General features: G+C 68.4%; 17 protein-coding genes. 8 read left to right on the top strand and 9 right to left on the bottom strand.

Annotated features, from left to right (window positions below):
• Both nuoN and BLW75_RS21320 read left to right on the top strand, forming a co-directional pair.
• Positions 1 to 1,566 carry an NADH-quinone oxidoreductase subunit NuoN gene (gene nuoN / locus BLW75_RS21325; protein ID WP_034310695.1) on the top strand — a complete coding sequence of 522 codons (1,566 nt, stop codon included), beginning with the start codon at positions 1 to 3 and terminating at the stop codon, positions 1,564 to 1,566.
• A gap of 310 nt (positions 1,567 to 1,876) precedes the next feature.
• Complete coding sequence (locus tag BLW75_RS21320) at positions 1,877 to 2,659, top strand: helix-turn-helix domain-containing protein (RefSeq protein ID WP_034310800.1); 783 nt, start codon at positions 1,877 to 1,879, stop codon at positions 2,657 to 2,659.
• Here BLW75_RS21320 and BLW75_RS21315 read toward each other — a convergent pair.
• Genes BLW75_RS21315 through BLW75_RS21300 form a run of 4 tightly spaced genes read right to left on the bottom strand, consistent with a single transcriptional unit; the run spans position 2,612 to position 5,714 of the window.
• Positions 2,612 to 3,364 (bottom strand): ESX secretion-associated protein EspG, encoded by a 753-nt coding sequence (locus tag BLW75_RS21315; RefSeq protein WP_034310697.1) that lies wholly within the window; start codon positions 3,362 to 3,364, stop codon positions 2,612 to 2,614. The genes BLW75_RS21320 and BLW75_RS21315 overlap by 48 nt on opposite strands.
• A gap of 27 nt (positions 3,365 to 3,391) precedes the next feature.
• The gene (locus BLW75_RS21310) at positions 3,392 to 4,678 is read right to left on the bottom strand and encodes a PPE domain-containing protein (RefSeq protein ID WP_034310699.1); all 1,287 of its coding nucleotides are present in this window, start codon (positions 4,676 to 4,678) and stop codon (positions 3,392 to 3,394) included.
• On the bottom strand, positions 4,678 to 5,292 hold the full coding sequence (locus BLW75_RS21305; protein WP_091598018.1) for a DUF3558 domain-containing protein: 615 nt from the start codon (positions 5,290 to 5,292) through the stop codon (positions 4,678 to 4,680). Before BLW75_RS21305 ends, BLW75_RS21310 begins: the two co-directional genes overlap by 1 nt.
• The gene (locus tag BLW75_RS21300; protein WP_034310703.1) at positions 5,292 to 5,714 is read right to left on the bottom strand and encodes a hypothetical protein; all 423 of its coding nucleotides are present in this window, start codon (positions 5,712 to 5,714) and stop codon (positions 5,292 to 5,294) included. The genes BLW75_RS21305 and BLW75_RS21300 overlap by 1 nt, the downstream gene beginning before the upstream one ends.
• Before the next feature lie 299 nt (positions 5,715 to 6,013).
• Here BLW75_RS21300 and BLW75_RS21295 point away from each other — a divergent pair, with 299 nt between their 5' ends.
• Genes BLW75_RS21295 through BLW75_RS21285 form a run of 3 tightly spaced genes read left to right on the top strand, consistent with a single transcriptional unit; the run spans position 6,014 to position 9,113 of the window.
• On the top strand, positions 6,014 to 7,162 hold the full coding sequence (locus BLW75_RS21295; protein ID WP_241783528.1) for a hypothetical protein: 1,149 nt from the start codon (positions 6,014 to 6,016) through the stop codon (positions 7,160 to 7,162).
• 26 nt (positions 7,163 to 7,188) lie between these two features.
• Complete coding sequence (locus BLW75_RS21290; RefSeq protein ID WP_034310707.1) at positions 7,189 to 8,376, top strand: AAA family ATPase; 1,188 nt, start codon at positions 7,189 to 7,191, stop codon at positions 8,374 to 8,376.
• Entirely contained in the window at positions 8,373 to 9,113 is a 741-nt protein-coding gene (locus BLW75_RS21285; RefSeq protein WP_034310709.1) for an HNH endonuclease, read from the top strand. The genes BLW75_RS21290 and BLW75_RS21285 overlap by 4 nt, the downstream gene beginning before the upstream one ends.
• On the opposite strand, the gene BLW75_RS21280 is transcribed toward BLW75_RS21285, so the two are convergent.
• Positions 9,089 to 9,724: an SRPBCC family protein gene (locus tag BLW75_RS21280; protein ID WP_034310712.1), complete on the bottom strand. Its 636-nt coding sequence runs from the start codon at positions 9,722 to 9,724 to the stop codon at positions 9,089 to 9,091. The two genes, BLW75_RS21285 and BLW75_RS21280, sit on opposite strands and share 25 nt — an antisense overlap.
• A gap of 112 nt (positions 9,725 to 9,836) precedes the next feature.
• Positions 9,837 to 10,496 (bottom strand): hypothetical protein, encoded by a 660-nt coding sequence (locus BLW75_RS21275; RefSeq protein ID WP_034310715.1) that lies wholly within the window; start codon positions 10,494 to 10,496, stop codon positions 9,837 to 9,839.
• Between the two features lie 180 nt (positions 10,497 to 10,676).
• Between BLW75_RS21275 and BLW75_RS21270 the strand changes: the two genes are divergently transcribed.
• The 3 genes from BLW75_RS21270 (at position 10,677) to BLW75_RS21260 (ending at position 13,585) form a co-directional block, all read left to right on the top strand.
• Positions 10,677 to 10,982: a DUF6204 family protein gene (locus tag BLW75_RS21270; RefSeq protein WP_034310717.1), complete on the top strand. Its 306-nt coding sequence runs from the start codon at positions 10,677 to 10,679 to the stop codon at positions 10,980 to 10,982.
• Positions 10,983 to 11,233: 251 nt separating this feature from the next.
• Positions 11,234 to 12,259, top strand: coding sequence for a polyprenyl synthetase family protein (locus tag BLW75_RS21265; RefSeq protein WP_034310720.1), 1,026 nt, complete (start codon positions 11,234 to 11,236; stop codon positions 12,257 to 12,259).
• A 15-nt stretch (positions 12,260 to 12,274) separates the two neighbouring features.
• The gene (locus BLW75_RS21260) at positions 12,275 to 13,585 is read left to right on the top strand and encodes a sunset domain-containing protein (RefSeq protein WP_034310722.1); all 1,311 of its coding nucleotides are present in this window, start codon (positions 12,275 to 12,277) and stop codon (positions 13,583 to 13,585) included.
• A 70-nt stretch (positions 13,586 to 13,655) separates the two neighbouring features.
• On the opposite strand, the gene BLW75_RS21255 is transcribed toward BLW75_RS21260, so the two are convergent.
• The 3 genes from BLW75_RS21255 to BLW75_RS21245 all read right to left on the bottom strand — a co-directional run bounded on the left by BLW75_RS21255 (position 13,656) and on the right by BLW75_RS21245 (position 17,670).
• A complete protein-coding gene (locus tag BLW75_RS21255) occupies positions 13,656 to 14,723 on the bottom strand; it encodes a 2-oxoacid:ferredoxin oxidoreductase subunit beta (protein WP_034310725.1) in 1,068 nt (355 codons plus the stop codon).
• The gene (locus BLW75_RS21250; RefSeq protein ID WP_034310727.1) at positions 14,720 to 16,627 is read right to left on the bottom strand and encodes a 2-oxoacid:acceptor oxidoreductase subunit alpha; all 1,908 of its coding nucleotides are present in this window, start codon (positions 16,625 to 16,627) and stop codon (positions 14,720 to 14,722) included. Before BLW75_RS21250 ends, BLW75_RS21255 begins: the two co-directional genes overlap by 4 nt.
• A gap of 290 nt (positions 16,628 to 16,917) precedes the next feature.
• Entirely contained in the window at positions 16,918 to 17,670 is a 753-nt protein-coding gene (locus BLW75_RS21245) for an enoyl-CoA hydratase (RefSeq protein ID WP_034310728.1), read from the bottom strand.
• Position 17,671 lies beyond the last annotated feature (1 nt).

Below are 17,671 nucleotides of genomic sequence, written 5' to 3'. Positions count from 1 at the left end.
GTGCACTTCTTGACTCAGGCGCCACCGGTGACGGTGCCGTCGATCGACTACTTCGCCGTCACGCCGATCCTGATCATCCTCGGGGCCGCGTGTGTCAGCGTGCTGTTCGAAGCCTTCCTGCCCAAGCACATGCGGTGGCCGTCGCAGGTCTTCCTGTCCCTGGTCGGGATCGGGGCGGCGGGCGTCTTCCTGGCCTGGTACGCCAGTTCGTCCGCGCCGAAGAACGGCATCACGACCTTCAGCGGCTCGATCGCCGTCGATCGGCCGTCGCTGTTCCTCTGGGGCACGCTGCTGGCGCTGGCGCTGGGCGCGCTGCTGCTGATCGCGGACCGCTCGGTCGAGCCGGGCGGCGCGTTCGTCGCGCAGGCCGGTATCCGGCCGGGCACGGTCCAGGACCGCGCGCAGGTCGGCACCACCGGCATGCAGACCGAGGTCTTCCCGCTGACGCTGTTCGCGCTCGGCGGCATGATGGCCTTCGTCGCGGCGAACGATCTGCTCACCATGTTCATCGCGCTCGAAGTGCTGAGCCTGCCGCTGTACCTGATGTGCGGTCTCGCGCGCCGTCGCCGCCTGCTCTCGCAGGAATCCGCGGTCAAGTACTTCCTGCTCGGCGCCTTCTCGTCGGCGTTCTTCCTCTACGGTCTCGCGCTGCTCTACGGCTACGCGAACTCCGTGAAGCTGTCGGACATCGCCAACGCCGCCGCCGGTTCGGACCGGTCGGACACGCTGCTGTTCGCCGGGCTCGGGCTGCTCGCGGTGGGCCTGCTGTTCAAGGGTTCGGTCGGCCCGTTCCACACCTGGACCCCGGACGTCTACCAGGGCGCGCCGACCCCGGTCACCGCGTTCATGGGCGCCTGCACCAAGGTCGCCGCGTTCGGCGGGATCCTGCGGGTGTTCCAGGTGGCGTTCGAGTCGACGAGCTGGGAATGGCGCGGCGTGCTCTGGGGCGTCGCGATCATCTCGATGCTGATCGGCGCGGTGCTGGGCCTGACGCAGACCGACGTGAAGCGCATGATCGCCTACTCGTCCATCGCGCACGCCGGCTTCCTGCTGGTGGGTGCCATCGCGATGACCGAAGAAGGCCTCTCGAGCACGCTGTTCTACCTGCTGGCCTACGGCTTCACCACACTCGCCGCGTTCGGTGTCGTCTCGCTGGTGCGGGACGCGAACGGTGAGGCGACGCACCTGTCCGCCTGGGCGGGCCTGGCGAAGCGGTCTCCAGTGCTGGCAGGTGTGTTCACCTTCCTGCTCCTCGCCTTGGCCGGTATCCCGCTGACCAGTGGCTTCGTCGGCAAGTTCGTGGTGTTCTCGGCGGCCCTGTCCGACGGGATGGCCCCGCTGGTCGTCGTCGCCCTGATCTTCAGCGCCGTCGCCGCGTTCTTCTACCTGCGGGTGATCGTGCTGATGTACTTCTCCGAGCCCGCCCCCGACGGCCCGACCGTCACGGTGCCCGGCGCGTTCACCACCACGGCGATCACGCTCGGCGTCATCGTCACGCTGGTCCTCGGCCTGCTCCCGGCGTTCGCCCTCGACTGGGCGGGCTCCGGCGGTTTCGCCCTCAAGTAGTCCCGCTTCACGGAAGGCCCCCTCGCTGTCGTGAGGGGGCTTTTTCGTGTCAGTGCGACGTCAGAGCCGTAGTTCCCTCATGACTTCCTCTATCTGGCCCGGAATGCTCCCCGTCGAAGACACCGGCGGCCTCCTTCGGCAGTCTCGACGGCGAGACCGAGCGCAACCCGGGCGTCAAGGTGAGCGCGAAGGTCGAAAGCAACCACGGAGCCTTGCCGCGTAAGGACTTCCCGACCATTTCCGAAGCCGTTCGCGAGGTCGCCCGGCTCGGGGAATGACTTGCCCGAGCGCACCGGGCAAGGTGCTCGTGATGCCGAAGCCGAGACCTGCACCCCATGCGAGGGCCCTCGCCGACGGACTTCGAGTCGCGCGGAAGGCCGCCAGACTGGCCGCGACCGAAGTGGCCGACAAACTGGCGTGGTCCCAGTCGACGATCAGCCGGATCGAAACCGGTACGCGTGCGGCGTCCGCGGAAGAGGTGTCGGCGCTGCTCGCGGTGTATCAGGTCACCGGGGAGCGACGAGAGGCGCTGCTCTCGCTGTCTCGCGACAGCGGGCCGTGGTGGTTCGCCGACGTGGCTCTTCAGAGTGAAACGCTTGCGCAATACGAAAAGGAGGCCACCAAGATCGTCGCCTTCGGGGTCACGTTCCTGCCGGATCTGCTGCAGACTCCCTCCTACGCGAGAGCCGCGTCCTCGGCACTGCGGCGCAAACTGATGGAGCAGAAGAGGTTCGTCGCGTATATCGACGAAGGGGCGCTGCATCGCCAGGTCGGTGGGCCGCGGGTGATGGCGAATCAGCTTCGGCATCTCATCTCGATGGCGGAGCGGCCCAACGTCGAACTCCGGGTCATCCCGTTCGCCGCCGGGGCACATGCGGGCGGTGCCTACGTCTTGCTGGAATTCGGCGACGCATCGCCGGTGGTGTACCTGGAGCATCGGCGATGCGGGCTGTTCCTGCACCGGCCCTGCGATGTCGCGCCCTACCTTCGGCCCACTATGGACGCCGTCGCGCTGGATCCGGTGCGGTCGGTGCGCCTGATCGAGTCAGTGATCGAGGCTCGCGCGCAGTGCGGCGACTTTCTGGGCCAGTAGTGTGGGTTCGCCGGGCAGGACGGTGATGTACCGGTTCCGGGGAGAACCGCTCACGTGCATGGCCACGCGTCCGGCGTCGAGGTCCAAATAGGACAGGCCGTCCGTGGCCTCTGTGCGTTTACCCCCGTCGGGGCGCATGGCCGCGGCGAAGAAACCGACCCCGAAATAGGGCTGGTCGAAGACCTCGTCCAGCTGCCGCGCTTCGCGGCTTCGGGACTCGGGCTCGTCGTAGAGACCGTCCCCACCGCTGTCGTTGAAGTCGTCTTGGGGCAAGGAGAACGGGGCGAACCGCGCCGACGGGTACTCGGGCAGGTTCATCACGAGCGCCGCCGCGCGGTCGGCGGTCCGTACGCCTTTCAGCCACACGCGGTTGCCTTCGCAGATCGCGGTCACCGCGGCACGTCCGCGGACGGCGACGAGCACGTTGTACTGTTCCGTCTCCGTTCGCAACGTCGCGTAGTACTCGGTGTTCGGCCGGTCGAGTATGTGCAGGACGTCCTCGAAGTCGCTGGTCAGCCGCTTGCCCTCGGTGAACCCAAGCCCGCCGAGCTCCTCGAACGCCGCCCTGTCCTCGCCGTTTCGCGACGACGGCGGGATGTAGCGCAGCCCGCCGGCGAAGATCAGATGCGGATCTCCGCAGCCGGCGTGACGGAACGCGGTCAACAAGGTGTCGAGCGTGATCTCGACCGGGCGCGCGAGCACCACGTGCCTCCCTCCCCTGGGACTGTGGTGCTACTTCTTCTTCTCGCCGATCACCGGCGGCATCGGCTTTTCGATGTAGCCGCCGAAGGTCTCGTCGGGATCCGGGTTCTGGAGGTACGCCGGAGCCTTCTTCTCCTTGTCCTCCTCGCCCTTCCCGCGAGCCGCGCCGGGCGCCATCGGCATCCCGTTCGCCCCGCCACGACCGGCGGCGCCTGCCGTGCCCGCCGCACCACGGCCGGCCACGCCCTCGCCGGGCATCCCGGCGCCGCTTCGGCCACCCATACCGGGCTGTTGTCCGGGACCGCCTGTCCCACCGGGCCCGGGGACGCCGCCGCGGAAACCGCCGCCGCCTGGCCCACCTGGTGACCTGGCGCCCGAACCCGGGACCGCGGGACCGCTCGTTCCCGGGCCGTACCCGGGCGGGAAGGCTCCGGGCGTGTTGTACGTCGGGTTCGGCTTGCCGGTCGGCCCGAAGTCGAGGTTCGCCGCAGGCGGCACGACCGGAGTGGTCTGGGGTGGCGTGTACGAATTCGCGCGAGTTCCGTCGTCCGGCTGATGCCCGACGGGGTAGGGCTGATGCTGACCGGGCTGGGGCCCTTGCTCAGGCTGCGGGCCGCTGTCAGCTGCGCCCGGTGCCGGTGTACTCGGCCCGTTGGGGCCGCTCGGTCCGCTGGGGCCACTGGGGCCACTGGGGCCTCGGTAGGGCTCGCCGACACCGTGTTCGCGTCCGTCGGAGCCGTCGCCGAATCCCCTGACCGCCGGTTTCCCGGCACCGCCCTCGTCCAAGGTGACGCTGCCACCGGGGTCGGTGAGCTGCGCGTACTGGGCGGGCAGCTCGTCACCGTTGGCGGTGCTGGCGGAGTGGTAGCTCGAGAAGGTGTCGATGTTGTGCTGGCTGTCGGCCTGGTACCCCTTGACCCTGTCCCAGTAGGTGAACTGGCCGCCGCCACCCATGAGCGCCTTGACGTCTTCGGCCGTCGGGGCCGGCTGCTCGGGCGGAACCGGCTTGACCGAGTTCTTGGCCGTGCCAAACGCGTCCATCTGCGCGCTGATCGCCGATTGCGCCACGGCCAGATGCATCGCGTCGTCGTACGCGGCTTCCACGACAGGCTTCGTCGCGTCGGCGGCCGCGTCGCTGGCGCCACCCTGCCAGCCGGCCATGGTCTTCTGGGTGAGCGCGGTGAGCTTCTGCGCGCGCTCGTGGTGCTTGGCGGTCAGGTTGAAGGCACGGATCTGTGCTTCAGAGAGTGAACCGGTGCCTTCGCCTCCGGTGACCTGTTCGTAGATCTGGGCTGCAGTGAGCGGTCCTGCCGGCATCAGTTGCCCCCTCGAATGGTGGCCAGCACCCTGACTGCGCCTTCACGAGCGGCGTCGCAGGGGTCCTTCTTGCCGATATTCGCCTCGGACTGGAGCAAGGCGATGCCAATGGTTTGTGTGTCGCTGATTCCTAGCGAGACTGAGCAGTCGCCTTCGGCACGGCGGTCCGTGACGCCGTATGCAGTCACCGGGTAGCCGTCAATGGGCTCAAGCGGTTCGACGAGTTTGTAAGCCTTTCCCTTTGCGGCATAGACGCTAGCCGTGCCTCCATCTGGACCGCTGCCAAAGACCACGTCGATCCGTGGATTGAGAGACGAAGGCACGGTCCACCTGCAGGCAGGACCCGCTGCTCCGTCTCGCTGCTTGGATTCGGTAGTAGGTCCGAGGATCTCTTTGGCCTGTGCATCAGTGAGGGCAGTGCAGGGGGCCTGCTTGAACTGTGTCACGTCGATCGAGTGCTCGACCTTGGGCACACCAGGCGGCAGGCTGGCCGAGTTCGAGGGACTCGGGCTTGACCCGGTGGTGCTGGGTGTGGGAGTGCCATTGGTGGTGGGCGTCGAGCACGCGGAGAGAACGAGCGCGGCCGCGCTAAGGACGAGAATGGTGCGTCGCATCAGGCGATGCCCTCCGACTGCTGGTTGATGACCGTTCTGGCGTGTTCGTCCGCAGTGGCGTACTTGCCGAGCGCGGCTACATACTTTGCGGCCATATTTTTGCAGTAGGCGACGCGCTGATTGAGGGCGTCTACGAGCGCCTGACCGGACTGGCGGGTGATTGTGGCGTTGTCTTCGCTCGCGTACTCCCGACCAGGGGGCTCGACCTTGGCGATGAACTCTGCATCTACGAGGTCGTCCCTGTACTCCTGGGCGAGGTCGTTCCACTCTTTCACCAGCTCGTGAAGGGTCGCCTCGTCGTACTTGAACCCCGCGCCCGCCGGGACTGGTGTCCCGTAGGAGCCGCCAGTAGGCGGGGCTTTGCAGACCGAGCCCGGGTTGAAGCCTGGTTGGTAGACAGGTGTCCCCTCAGGCACGGCCATGCACCCCCATGGCGCCGAACCGTTCCCCGCTGAATGGCCGAAGCCGCCCCGAAGTCACCGTCGTCATCTGCCCCTCCCGTGGCTACAAGGCGCGTCTCCCCGATGCACCCTGCGTAATCCGACGCCGGGAAGATTACCAGGGTTCCCGGGGCGGTGAACCCGGCTGCATAAAGTCTCGTTCCCCGCTGAATAGCTTCGGCGAACATGGTGACTATCCGTGAAAATCAATCGTGTGAACCTGCCCCAGGAAACCGGGTTCTTCATGGTCGTCAACCCGGTGAAATCGCACACTCTGCGTAATGAGGTTTCGAAGAGTGATTCTCGGCGCAGTACTCCTCGGGCTGCTGGCGGCTTGTGCGGATTCCGTGGATACGCCCCCGCCGACACCGCAGTTTCCGAAATGGCAGCCCAAGCAGCCACGTCCTGCGGATCGCGACGCAAAGGCGGTCGACGCGGCGCTGGCCGCCCTCGATTTCTGCGAGCTGATCGACCTGGCCGCCTACGACCGCAGGAAGGGAGGCGATACCCGGCCCGTGATGCGCGAGCCCAAGGTGAAGTACGGCAGGAAGACGTGCACTCTCATGCGTGGCGGCTACGAGGCCCTGCTCTACGTCCAGGACGTGGACCCGTCACACGCAGCCCTGCGCAACGACGGAGCCGTCATCGACCTCGGCGGCGTGAAGGCGTACGAGATCGAGTCCCGGCGTGAGGGCGCAGGCGACGGCTGCGCGATCACAGTCCCGGTCAGCTTCCAGCGCGCGGTCAAGTTCGAACTGGGGCTCCAGAGCCGGAGCAAGGACTGCGGACTCCTCCGCGACTTCGCCACCGCTGGGGCCGCGAAGCTGCCACGCGACCTGGTCTACCCGCCGGACGCTCAGGACAGCGCCCGGGTCGGCGCCTGCGCGAACTGGGTTTCCAACAGCAAGGGCGAGACCTGCGATCCGGCGGTCGAGGCCCAGGTGCCCGCGGGTGCCGAGGTGATCCTGGCCGCCGGCGCCGCGGACCCGAACGTCGAGTGCGCGGTGTTCCGGGACGCGATCAAGAAGACCTTCGGGCCGGAGTTCGAGCCGATCGCGACGCCGGGTTCCTGTTACTTCGTCGAGCCGCGCCATCGGGTGCAGATCGAGGCCGGGGCCACCGCGAACGGCGGCGCGCCCGGTGAGTGGCACGCGGATCCGAACGGCACCTTCAAAGACCATCGTCAGCACTCGTTCAGCGGAAATCCGGGAGTCACCCTCCGCAACAAGGACGAGAGCGAATTCCTCATGTACGTTTCGCCGTTCGGGAATCTCGGCTCGCGCGGGCATGTCCGGCTGCTGATTTCGTCGCAGCGGGAGCGGGGGATCGACGAATGGCCGCGGTCCAGGGCGCTCCCGGCCGTGGAGGTCGCCAAGGCCCACGCCGTGATGGAGCTCGTGATGGCGACCCACTTTCGGGGGCCCAGGTGACGTCCGCGCCGTCGTAAGCTTTCTCCATGTACATCGAGCGGGTCCGGCTGGAGAACATCCGCGGCTTCAGCGGCGCCCGCGCCGTCGACCTCCGGCTGCCCGGCCCTGGCTGGGTGGTGCTCGCGGGGCGCAACGGTTCCGGCAAGACGTCGCTGCTGCGCGCCATCGCGGTCGCGGCGGCGCCGGACGTCGCCTGGGGGCTGCTGTCGGACGCCGGCAGCTGGATCTCGAACGATCAGACGTCCGGATCGATCGAGCTGTCGGTGATGCGCGAAGAGGGCCCGGCGCCGGTCGAGGTCCGCTGGCTCGACTCCGGCCTGCTGCCGATTTCCGGGCTTCCGCCTGGCCAGCCGTTCTGCGCGGCGTATGGGCCCTTCCGGCGGCTCGCGGGCGGGAGCGGCGAGGCCGAGTCGTGGATGCGCGGCGCGGGATCGCTGGCGCGGATGGCCAGCCTGTTCCACGAAGACGCCTCGCTCGCCGAGGGCGTCACCTGGCTGATCAACCAGCATCTCCGTGCCCTGGAAGGAAAAGCGGGCGCCCGTGAGCTGAAGGACGCGGCGCTGGAGATCCTCGGTGACGGCCTCCTGCCCGGCGGGTACCGGATCCGGGACGTCGATTCGGACGGGCTCTGGGTCGAGTACCGGGGCGACCGGTTCCCGCTGCGCGAGATGAGCGACGGCTACCGCACGGTGACCGCGCTCGTGGTCGACCTGCTCAAACAACTCGACGGCGCCGGCCTCGACCACGAGAGTCCCGGTGTCGTGATCATCGACGAGGTGGACGCGCATCTCCACGTGTCGTGGCAGAAACGCATGGGGTCGTGGTTCAAGGCGCATTTCCCGCGGATCCAGTTCATCGTCACCACGCACAGCCCCTACGTCTGCCAGGCCGCCGACCCGGGCGGCCTCATCCGGCTTTCGGGGCCCGACGAGGACGTCCCGCCGCGCGTGGTTTCCGAGGAGCTGTACGAGCGGGTCGTGTTCGGCTCCGGCGACGACGCCGTGCTGTCCGACCTTTTCGGCTTGGACACGCCGTATTCGCCGCAGGCGGTCGAATTGCGGGAGCATTTGGCCGAGCTCGAATTCCAGGTGGCTTCCGGCCGCGCGGACGCGAACGGCGTCCGGGAATGGGAACGGCTGCGGGGCATGCTGAGCAGTTCGCCGCCGAGCCGGGTCGACGAGGTGGCCAGGCGGTTCGAGGCCGACGATCGGTGATCGCGATCCGCCGGGTCGCGCTGCCGGAGCGGGTGGTGGACGATCTCGAAGAGCTGACGGCGCGGATCCCTCCCGGTGACACGAAAGAAGCCCGGCGGCTTTGGCGGGTTTCGCGTGCCGTGCGGCGTTCTCTGCGGGCGGGCCTGGACGTGATGGCCGCCGGCCGCGGCTACTGCATGTACTGCGGCGACGGCCTCGGGTCCACTGTGGACCATTTCGAGCCGATCGCGCGGAATCCGGGGCGCGCGTTCGACTGGCTCAACCACGTGCTCGCCTGCGAGTACTGCAACAGCCACCACAAACGCGATCTCTTCCCGGTGGACGAAGACGGCAACAGCCTGCTCATCGATCCGACCGCCGAAGACCCGCTGGAGCACTTGTTCTTGGTGCTGTCGATCGGGACCTACCGCGCGCTGACCGCGAAGGGCGAGCAGACCATCAAGGTGTGCGGGCTGAACCGCGCGCAACTGGCGCGGGGGCGGGAAACGGCGGTCAACCAGGTGAGCGCGCTCGTCCTGGGCTGGTGGGCCGCGCGCGAACTGGGCGACGACGGGAAGCGGCGCGCGATGGTCTGGACCCTGCTCGACCAGCCGCACGCCGACGTCCTCCACGCGATGCTCCGGCAGGCGGAGATGCCGGGAGCCCGCGCCGTGTTCCGAGTGGACGACGAGCTCATCAAGCTGCTTCGCGCCCCGGAACTCGCCGAGGACCTTCAGCTCTCCGGCGGCGCGGTGTAGGCGGCCAAGGTGGCGTCGGCGCGGGTGCGGGCAGTGGCGGCGTCCGTGCCGTTGGCGACGTCGGCCTCGTACCAGGCCTCGTTGCTCAACGTCATGAACCGCACGCCCTCTTCGCTGGTCATCCAGGCCATGGCGGCCTCGGGGTCGGCGGCCTCGCCGGATTCGAGGTGCAGCGCGAGCCCGTTCAGCATCATGTCCCAGCCGATGCCCACGGCGCCGGGCCCGAACTGGTTCCAGTGTTCATTGGGTACGGCGGTGTGGTCGAGTTCGAACCGCGTCCGCCCGTCGGCTTCGGGGCTCAGCCGGAGTTCGATCCAGCTGACGTCGCCGCCGTACTCCCAGGTGGCCGCGAAGCTCTTCGGCGGGTCGCAGCGCTCGATCGTTCCGCCCGCGTTGCCTTCGAGCTGGTACTTGCCGCCGACGCGCAGCTCGCCGCTGATCGGCAGGAACCAGCGCGGGATGCGTTGGGGATTGGTGCAAGCGTCCCAGAGGTCGTCGAGGCCGGTGTCGTAGACCTGGCTGACGGTGGCCGTCACCGCCTCACCCGCTTCGACCACGCGCTTGCCCAGTTTGCGCTGGACGGAGTTGATCTGGCTGGTCACGTCGACCATCGGTGCCCTCCTCGGCTAGGTTGCCGACAAGGTATCAGTCGAGGCTTATATAAGCTAGAATGGAAAAGGGGCGCCCGGTGAGTCCCGGACGCCCCTTTCCCGGCGGGATGGCTTACGGAGTGGGGGAGCAGGCCGTGCGCCCGACGACCACTTCGCCGGTGATGTTCGAGGCCGGGGCGAACTTGATCCGCAGCATCGTCAGCGCGATGCTGCCGTTGCCCGGCAGCGTCTGCTCGTTGAAGATCGCTTCGGCGAGCAGGGTGCCGTTGGATTTGGTGATCGGCTTGACGTAGCCGACCGGCACCGGCGACGGCAGGGTGCCGAGCCCGGTCGCGCCGCCATAGGTCCAGTTCGCGTTCGTGCTGGTCTGCGTGGCCGTGCAGCTGACCGAGTAGGACCTGATCTTGATCCGTGGCCCGCCCGACGTGACCAGTGCCGACAGCTCGAAGTTCTGTCCCTTGGCCTCCGACTTCGTCGTGGTGACGTCGTTCTCGGGATCGACGACGGTGGTCGTGCACGTCGAAGTGCCGCCACCGAACGTGATCCCGGTCCTGGTCACGACCCCGGACGAGTTGCTCGTCGGTCCCTCGACCGCGCATTCGGCGATCGAAGCGATCGAGATCGGCGCCGAGCTCCCCTTGGTGAAGGCGGCGGAGCCGAGTGAGGCGACGCCCGCGGGGTTCGACGCGGCCGCCGGGGTCACCCCGGCGCCGAGACCTGCCAGCAGCAGGGCGCCGACAAGGCCTGCCCGGCTTGCGATGGTGATGCGCATTCCACGTCCTCCTCACGTGACGGAGAGCGAGCCGGTTGGCCGTTCTTCCTTTTGTCATCACTATCTGCGTGTCGGATTCGCCCGTTGCGTGCGTGACGGTCGTTTCACTCGACCGTGGATCATGGGCACCCGTTGGATATTCGGATTCGTATCCGGATACAGGTCTGTATATTCGAGTGCATGCCGACCTACCGCGTCCTCGTCAACGGCAAGTTCGACCACCCCGACGCCGAGACCCGTGCCCGGCTGCTCGCCGAGCTCGACCGGCACCAGTCGATGGGGTTCACCGAGGACGGCCTGCTCACCTACAGCGCGCACCTCGGCGCGTTCACCTTCCGCATCACGCTGCGGGGCGAAGAGGAGCGCGAGGTGCTCGACGAGGCCGAGCTGAAGGTCATGGAGCTGCTGGACGCCAAGGGCTACCCGTACCGCGACGTCGCGGGCAAGGCGACCTGCATGGACGACATCAAGATCCGCCGCCGCTGACTCAGGCCGCCTGCCACGGTCGGCATCAGGCGGTGGTCTTCGGCCGGAGGTCTCCACGCCGGTCTGTCGCCGGAATCGTCCGGACCGCCGATGTCGTTCCCCCAGTTCGCGCCGAAGCGAGCAGGATACTCGGCGGGGGTGTCATCTTCGTCACCGTTTCCCCTGGACAGCACGTCAACAGGCCTCAGCGGGTAGCCACTACGCTGGGAGCAACCCCGAACGGTGTCAAAGAGAGCGGAGCCGACGTGTCTGTGTCTTCACCTGCCCCAGGTGGTGCCATCGAGGACCTGCGCGCGTCCGTGGGGCTCCAGATCGCCGACGAGCAGCTCCTGCGCACGCTCGCGACCGGTCTCGCCGATGTCGAGACGCTGCTCCGCGAGGTCGTCCGCAGTGACGTCAAGGCCGTCGAGGACGCGGCTTCGCACCTGGTCGAGGCGGGTGGCAAACGGTTCCGTCCGCTGTTCACGCTGCTGGCCTCGCAGTTCGGGCCGAAGCAGGGCGACCAGGTGGTCACCGCCGCGGCGGCGGTCGAGCTGGTGCACCTCGCGACGCTGTACCACGACGACGTGATGGACGAGGCGACGATGCGCCGCGGCGCGGAGAGCGTCAACGCCCGCTGGGACAACACCATCGCCATCCTGACCGGCGACTTCCTGTTCGCACACGCCTCGCGGCTGGTCGCCGACCTCGGCACCGACGCGGCCCGGATCATCGCCGAGACCTTCGGCGAGCTGGTCACCGGCCAGATGCGCGAGACGGTCGGCCCGGCCGACGGCGACGACGCGGTCGAGCACTACCTCACGGTCATCGCGCAGAAGACCGGGTCGCTGATCGCCACCTCCGGCCGGTTCGGCGGGATGATGTCCGGCGCGCCCGACGACTACATCGACGCGCTTCGCCGCTTCGGCGACATCATCGGGACGGCGTTCCAGATCTCCGACGACGTCATCGACATCGCGTCCGCCTCGGACGAGCTCGGCAAGGCACAGGGAACGGACCTGCGCGAAGGCGTCCGCACGCTTCCGATGCTGTACGCGCTGGCCGACCCGGCCACCGACCCGCGCCTGGTGGAGCTGTTGTCGGGCCCGATCTCCGACGACGCGCTCGTCGCCGAGGCCCTGGACCTGCTGCGTGCTTCGTCCGGACTCGAACGCGCACGCGAAACTCTTTCCGACTACGCTCGTCGGGCGCGTGCCGAGCTCGCGGCGCTGCCCGCGTCGCCCGCCCGGGACGCCTGCGAATCGGTCGCCGACTACCTGGTCGCGCGAACGCATTGACAAAGGGCAGGTTAGATGTCCATTTTCGGACAGGTTTGGCTGTGGAGTCTGCTGGCGTTCGTCGTCGGCGCGCTGCTCACCTGGCTGGTGCTGGTGCTCCCGGCGCGCAAGCGCATCCGTGAGCTGGAAAGCTCGCTGGCCACCGCGCACGCCGAGACGTCGAGACTGCCGGCCGGGGTGAGCCTCGGCGCGGGGGCGGCGGCCGTCGCCGGCGGGACCGCGTATCTCGCGAAGCCGTCGCACGACGAGCTGGACGAGGAGTTCGCGGCCGTCGAGGAGCCGTCGAAGCCCGCGTACCCCGAGACGCTCACCGAGCAGGAGCCCGCGCAGCAGTGGACCGAGCCTGCCGAGGAGCCGGTCAAGGACGAAGAGCCTGCCGAGGAGCCGGAGCACTCTTCGACGCAGATCTTCGAGCCCGAAGAAGAGTACGAGGCCGAGTACCGCACCGCGCCCCAGCCGGACCCCGAGCCCGAGCCTGACGCGGAGCTCGCTGCGGAGCGGACGCAGTACATCCCGGCGGCGTTGCCGGAGCCGGAGCCCGAACCCGAGCCGCAGCCCGAGAACCCGTACGTCGCCGCGGCGACCGACTACCTTCAGCCCGCCTCGCAGCTCGACGTCGAGCCGGAGCCGGAACCCGAGCCGCAGCCGTCCTTGCCGGGCGAGGGGCCGTACCGGTCCCGCTTGGAGATGCAGCTGGACCCCGAAGGCGCCGAGACGCAGCCGGAGCCGGTTTCGCTGTTCAGCCCCGCGTCGCGTGTGGAGACCGAGCAGGCCCCCGTCGAGACCAACTGGTTCGAGCGGGAAGAAGAGCTGCACGACCCGCCGCCCGCGTACGCCTTCGGTTCCGACGAAGAAGCGAAGGGCGGTCTCCTCGACTCGGAGCCCGAGACGCCCGCCGAAGCCACCCAGGTGCTGCCCAAGCGCACGCCGCGCGGTGCGGTGCGCGGGGGTTTCGAGCCGCCGCAGCCGATCCAGCCGTCCATGCGGGCGATCGAACGTCGTGAGCCGGAACTGTCCGGCGGGCAGAGCGGCTCGCTGTTCGAGCCCGCCGTCCAGCCCGGCGACGCGATGCCCGCCCCCGAGCCCCCGCCCGCGCGGCAGGTCGCTCCGGTGACGGAGTCCGTCCCGCCCGGCCCGTTCGGTCCCGGTTCGGCGATGCCACGGCCGGGCGGTGGCCGTCCCGCCGACGACTTCGCGGTCAAGGCCAGCGTGACCGCTCTGCGGTACTGCACGGAGGACTCGCCGCAGTTCCCGAAGATGGTCGCGGAGGTCTGGTTCCGCTCCGCCGCCGACGCGGAGCGAGTGGGCTTCCGACCCCTCACCTGATGAAGCGCGCGAAAGCCCCCTTCCCTCGGCTCAGCCGAGGGAAGGGGGCCTTCACGCGCTTGAGGACCGGCTAGCTGACGACGGTCCAGGTGTCCTTGCCGCGCAGCAGCCCCTGAAGGTCGGGCTTGCGGGCGGCCTGGGCCTCCGCGACCTGGGCGCGCGCCTGGTCGTCGTAGGTGGGCCGCTCGACCTGCCGCAGGATGCCGGTCGGCACGTGGTTCAGGTTCTGGTCGCCGATCCGCGAAAGCGCGAAAGCGTACGAGGTGTCCTCGATCGCCGGGTCGTGCACGACGAGGTTCTCCTCGCCGATGTTCGCGACCTTCCCGACCTCCAGGCCGGCCCAGCCGCTTCGCGTGACCCCGTATTCGCCCTGAGGCCCGAACTTGATCGGCTCGCCCGCCTTCAGCGGGATGAGCCGGGTCGCGGCCTCGTCCTTGTCCTTGAGGACGTCGAAGGCGCCGTCGTTGAAGATCGGGCAGTTCTGGTAGATCTCCACCAGCGCCGACCCGCGGTGCTTCGCGGCGGCCTCCAGCACCTCGGTCAGACCCTTGCGGTCCGAGTCGAGCGCGCGGCCCACGAACGACGCCTCGGCGCCGATCGCCAGCGAAAGCGGGTTGAACGGGGTGTCGACCGAGCCCATTGGGGTCGACTTCGTGACCATGCCCGGCCCGGACGTCGGCGAGTACTGGCCCTTCGTGAGGCCGTAGATCCGGTTGTTGAACAGCAGGATCTTGATGTTCACGTTGCGGCGCAACGCGTGGATGAGGTGGTTGCCGCCGATGGACAGCGCGTCGCCGTCACCGGTGACGACCCACACCGACAGATCGGGCCGCGCGGTCGCGAGCCCGGTCGCGATCGACGGCGCCCGGCCGTGGATCGAGTGCATGCCATAGGTGTTCAGGTAGTACGGGAACCGGGACGAGCACCCGATACCCGAGATGAACACGATGTTCTCGCGCTTGAGGCCGAGTGTCGGCAGGAACGACTGCACGGCGTTGAGCACGACGTAGTCACCGCAGCCGGGACACCAGCGGACCTCCTGGTCCGACTTGTAGTCCTTCGCCTTCTGCGGTTCGGTCTCGGTCGGCACAAGGTCCAAGCCGCCGAGGGTGGGGATCCCCAGATCGATCGCGGTCACTTCGTCCCCTCCGTACTGGTGATGATCTCCGAGAAGACGCCTTGCAGCTCTTCGGCCTTGAAGGGCAGCCCGGCGACCTTCGTGTACGACTTCACATCGACGAGGTACTTGGCCCTCAGGAGCATCGAAAGCTGTCCGAGGTTCATTTCGGGGACGACGACGGTGTCGTACGAACGGAGTACGTCGCCGAGGTTGCCCGGGAACGGGTTGAGATGGCGCAGATGTGCCTGCGCGATCGGCATGCCGTCCTTGCGGACCCGGCGGCACGCGGCGCCGATGGGCCCGTAGGAGGAACCCCAGCCGAGCGCTAGCACCCGTGCCTTCCCGCCGCTCGGATCGTCGACGACGAGGTCCGGGACGTCGATGCCGTCGATCTTGGCCTGGCGCAGGCGGACCATCTTGTCGTGGTTGTCGGGGTCGTAGGAGATGTGGCCGGTCTTGTCGGCCTTCTCCAGCCCGCCGATGCGGTGCTGCAGCCCGGCGGCGCCCGGCACCGCCCACGCGCGGGCGAGGGTCTCGGGGTCACGCACATACGGCCAGAATTCCCCGGAACCGTCCTCGGCATTCGGCTCGGTGGCGAATTCCACGCGCAGATCCGGCAGGTTTTCGACGTCCGGGATCAGCCATGGCTCGGAGCCGTTCGCGATCGCGCCGTCCGAGAGCAGGAACACCGGGGTGCGGTACTTCAGCGCGATCCGGGTGGCCTCCAGCGCCGCGTCGAAGCAGTCGGCGGGGGACAGCGGCGCGACGATCGGCACCGGGGATTCGCCGTTGCGGCCGAACATCGCCTGCAGCAGGTCGGCCTGCTCGGTCTTGGTCGGCAGGCCGGTCGACGGGCCGCCGCGCTGGACGTCGACGACCACCAGCGGCAGCTCGGTCATCACCGCGAGACCGATGGCCTCGGACTTCAGCGCGACACCGGGCCCGGACGTCGAGGTGACGCCCAGCGCGCCGCCGTACGAGGCGCCGAGCGCGGCGCCGATACCGGCGATCTCGTCCTCGGCCTGGAAGGTGAGGATGCCGTAGTTCTTGTGCTTGGACAGCTCGTGGAGGATGTCCGACGCCGGGGTGATCGGGTACGTGCCCAGCAGGATCTGCAAGCCGGATTGCTGCCCGGCGGCGACCAGCCCGTACGCCAGCGCGGTGTTCCCGGTGATCTGGCGGTACGTGCCCTGGTTCAGCTTCGCGGGCGCGACCTCGTACGTCGTCGCGAACGACTCCGTCGTCTCGCCGTAGTTCCAGCCCGCGCGGAAGGCCAGGATGTTGGCCTCGGCGATGTCGGCCTTCTTGGCGAACTTCTCGCGCAGGAAGCGTTCCGTGCCCTCGGTCGGCCGGTGGTACATCCACGAGAGCAGCCCGAGTGCGAACATGTTCTTCGCGCGTTCGGCGTCCTTTTTGGACAGTCCAGTCTCTTCGAGCGCCCCTCTGGTCAACGTCGACATGGCCACCCGGTGGACTTGATAGGCCGAAAGGGTGTCGTCGTCGAGGGGGTCGTTCTCGTATCCGACCTTGACCAGGTTCCGCTTCGAGAACTCGTCGGTGTTGAGGATGATCGTCCCGCCCGCCGGGACGTCGGCGACGTTCGCCTTCAGCGCGGCGGGGTTCATGGCGACCAGGACGTCCGGCCGGTCGCCCGGCGTCAGGATGTCGTAGTCGGCGAAGTGCACCTGGAAGCTCGAGACGCCGGGGATGGTGCCCTGCGGCGCGCGGATCTCCGCGGGGAAGTTCGGCATGGTCGACAGGTCGTTGCCGAAGGCGGCCGCTTCGGAGGTGAACCGGTCGCCCGTCAGCTGCATGCCGTCACCGGAGTCACCGGCGAACCGGATGACCACCCGGTCCAGCTTGGCGACCTCGGTGGGCCTGACGGCCGACAAGGAGCCGTTGCCGTTCGCACTCGTGCTCATAGGTCAGGGATTCCCTCTCTCCCGACGTGCGTCGTCCCCGGCCATGCCGGAGTTCGGCGTGCCTCGCCCGGCGGTGTCGGCCAGGTCACAGGTGCCATGTCCCGAGGTTAGTCCTCGGGACACTTTCCAGGTTGCCGTAAAAACGGTCTGGACCTACTCCTCGAGTGTCCTGAGCTCGGCGCTGAGCGGGGATTATCCGGTTTATCTGTTACCGATGGTAACGGTCGGCGATGCGGCTCGATTGTGAGCCGTATCTCCTTCCAGCGTAGTGAAGTCCGGTCGAGGAACGGTCATTGGCCGGTCATCGACGCTCGCAGCCTGGCCAGCCGTTCGGTGAACGCGGGTGCGGTGAGTGACGCCAGCTGCGGTGCGATCTCGGCGTCGACGGCGGCAGAATGGTCGGTCAGCGACGAGGTGTGCCGGAGCGTGCGCTTCGTCGCGAGAAGGACGTCGCGCGGCGCGCCGACGGCGGGTTTCGCCAGTTCACGGGCGGCCTCGACCAGATCCCCGTCGGCGAGCCGGAGCGCGAGCCCGCATTCGACAGCGGCTTCGGCGCCGACGACTTCACCGAAGAGCGTCATCGCCGCTGCCTTCTGCGGGCCGACGAGCCGCTGGATCATCCACGTCATCCCGCCGCCGGGATGGATGCCCAGATCGAGAAATCTGGCCACGAATTTCGCCTTCGGTCCCACGATGCGGACGTCCGCGGCGAGCGCGAGGTTCAGTCCGGCGCCGACGGCGGCACCGCCGACCGCGGCGATCGTCGGGAGGGAACACCGCGCCACCGAGAGGAATCCGTCGTAGATCGCGCGGAGCCCGTCTTCCTTGGCGCCGGCGAGCGTGTCCAGATCGGCGCCCGCGCAGAACGCCGGCGGTGCGCCGGTGATGACCAGAGCGTGGACGCTTTCGTCGGCTTCGGCGCGCGAAACGGCCTCGGCCAGCTGCGCGGAGAGGTCGAGCGTCAGGGCGTTGCGGGTCGCGGGCGCGTCGATGGTGAGCACGGCGACGCCGCCGTCGTGGCTGGAGCGGATCTGATCGGTCACG

Source organism: Amycolatopsis lurida (assembly GCF_900105055.1).
Lineage (GTDB): Bacteria > Actinomycetota > Actinomycetes > Mycobacteriales > Pseudonocardiaceae > Amycolatopsis > Amycolatopsis lurida.
Note: the sequence above shows the minus strand (reverse complement) of the source record. Positions and strands in the feature narration are given on the sequence as shown.

Bases quoted from the DNA above. Each gene is read 5' to 3' on its own strand.
- BLW75_RS21320 (WP_034310800.1), top strand. From the start codon at position 1,877: ATGCCGAAGCCGAGACCTGCACCCCATGCGAGGGCCCTCGCCGACGGA.
- BLW75_RS21310 (WP_034310699.1), bottom strand. From the start codon at position 4,678: ATGCCGGCAGGACCGCTCACTGCAGCCCAGATCTACGAACAGGTCACC.
- BLW75_RS21305 (WP_091598018.1), bottom strand. From the start codon at position 5,292: ATGCGACGCACCATTCTCGTCCTTAGCGCGGCCGCGCTCGTTCTCTCC.
- BLW75_RS21300 (WP_034310703.1), bottom strand. From the start codon at position 5,714: ATGGCCGTGCCTGAGGGGACACCTGTCTACCAACCAGGCTTCAACCCG.
- BLW75_RS21295 (WP_241783528.1), top strand. From the start codon at position 6,014: ATGAGGTTTCGAAGAGTGATTCTCGGCGCAGTACTCCTCGGGCTGCTG.
- BLW75_RS21290 (WP_034310707.1), top strand. From the start codon at position 7,189: ATGTACATCGAGCGGGTCCGGCTGGAGAACATCCGCGGCTTCAGCGGC.
- BLW75_RS21280 (WP_034310712.1), bottom strand. From the start codon at position 9,724: ATGGTCGACGTGACCAGCCAGATCAACTCCGTCCAGCGCAAACTGGGC.
- BLW75_RS21275 (WP_034310715.1), bottom strand. From the start codon at position 10,496: ATGCGCATCACCATCGCAAGCCGGGCAGGCCTTGTCGGCGCCCTGCTG.
- BLW75_RS21270 (WP_034310717.1), top strand. From the start codon at position 10,677: ATGCCGACCTACCGCGTCCTCGTCAACGGCAAGTTCGACCACCCCGAC.
- BLW75_RS21260 (WP_034310722.1), top strand. From the start codon at position 12,275: ATGTCCATTTTCGGACAGGTTTGGCTGTGGAGTCTGCTGGCGTTCGTC.
- BLW75_RS21250 (WP_034310727.1), bottom strand. From the start codon at position 16,627: ATGAGCACGAGTGCGAACGGCAACGGCTCCTTGTCGGCCGTCAGGCCC.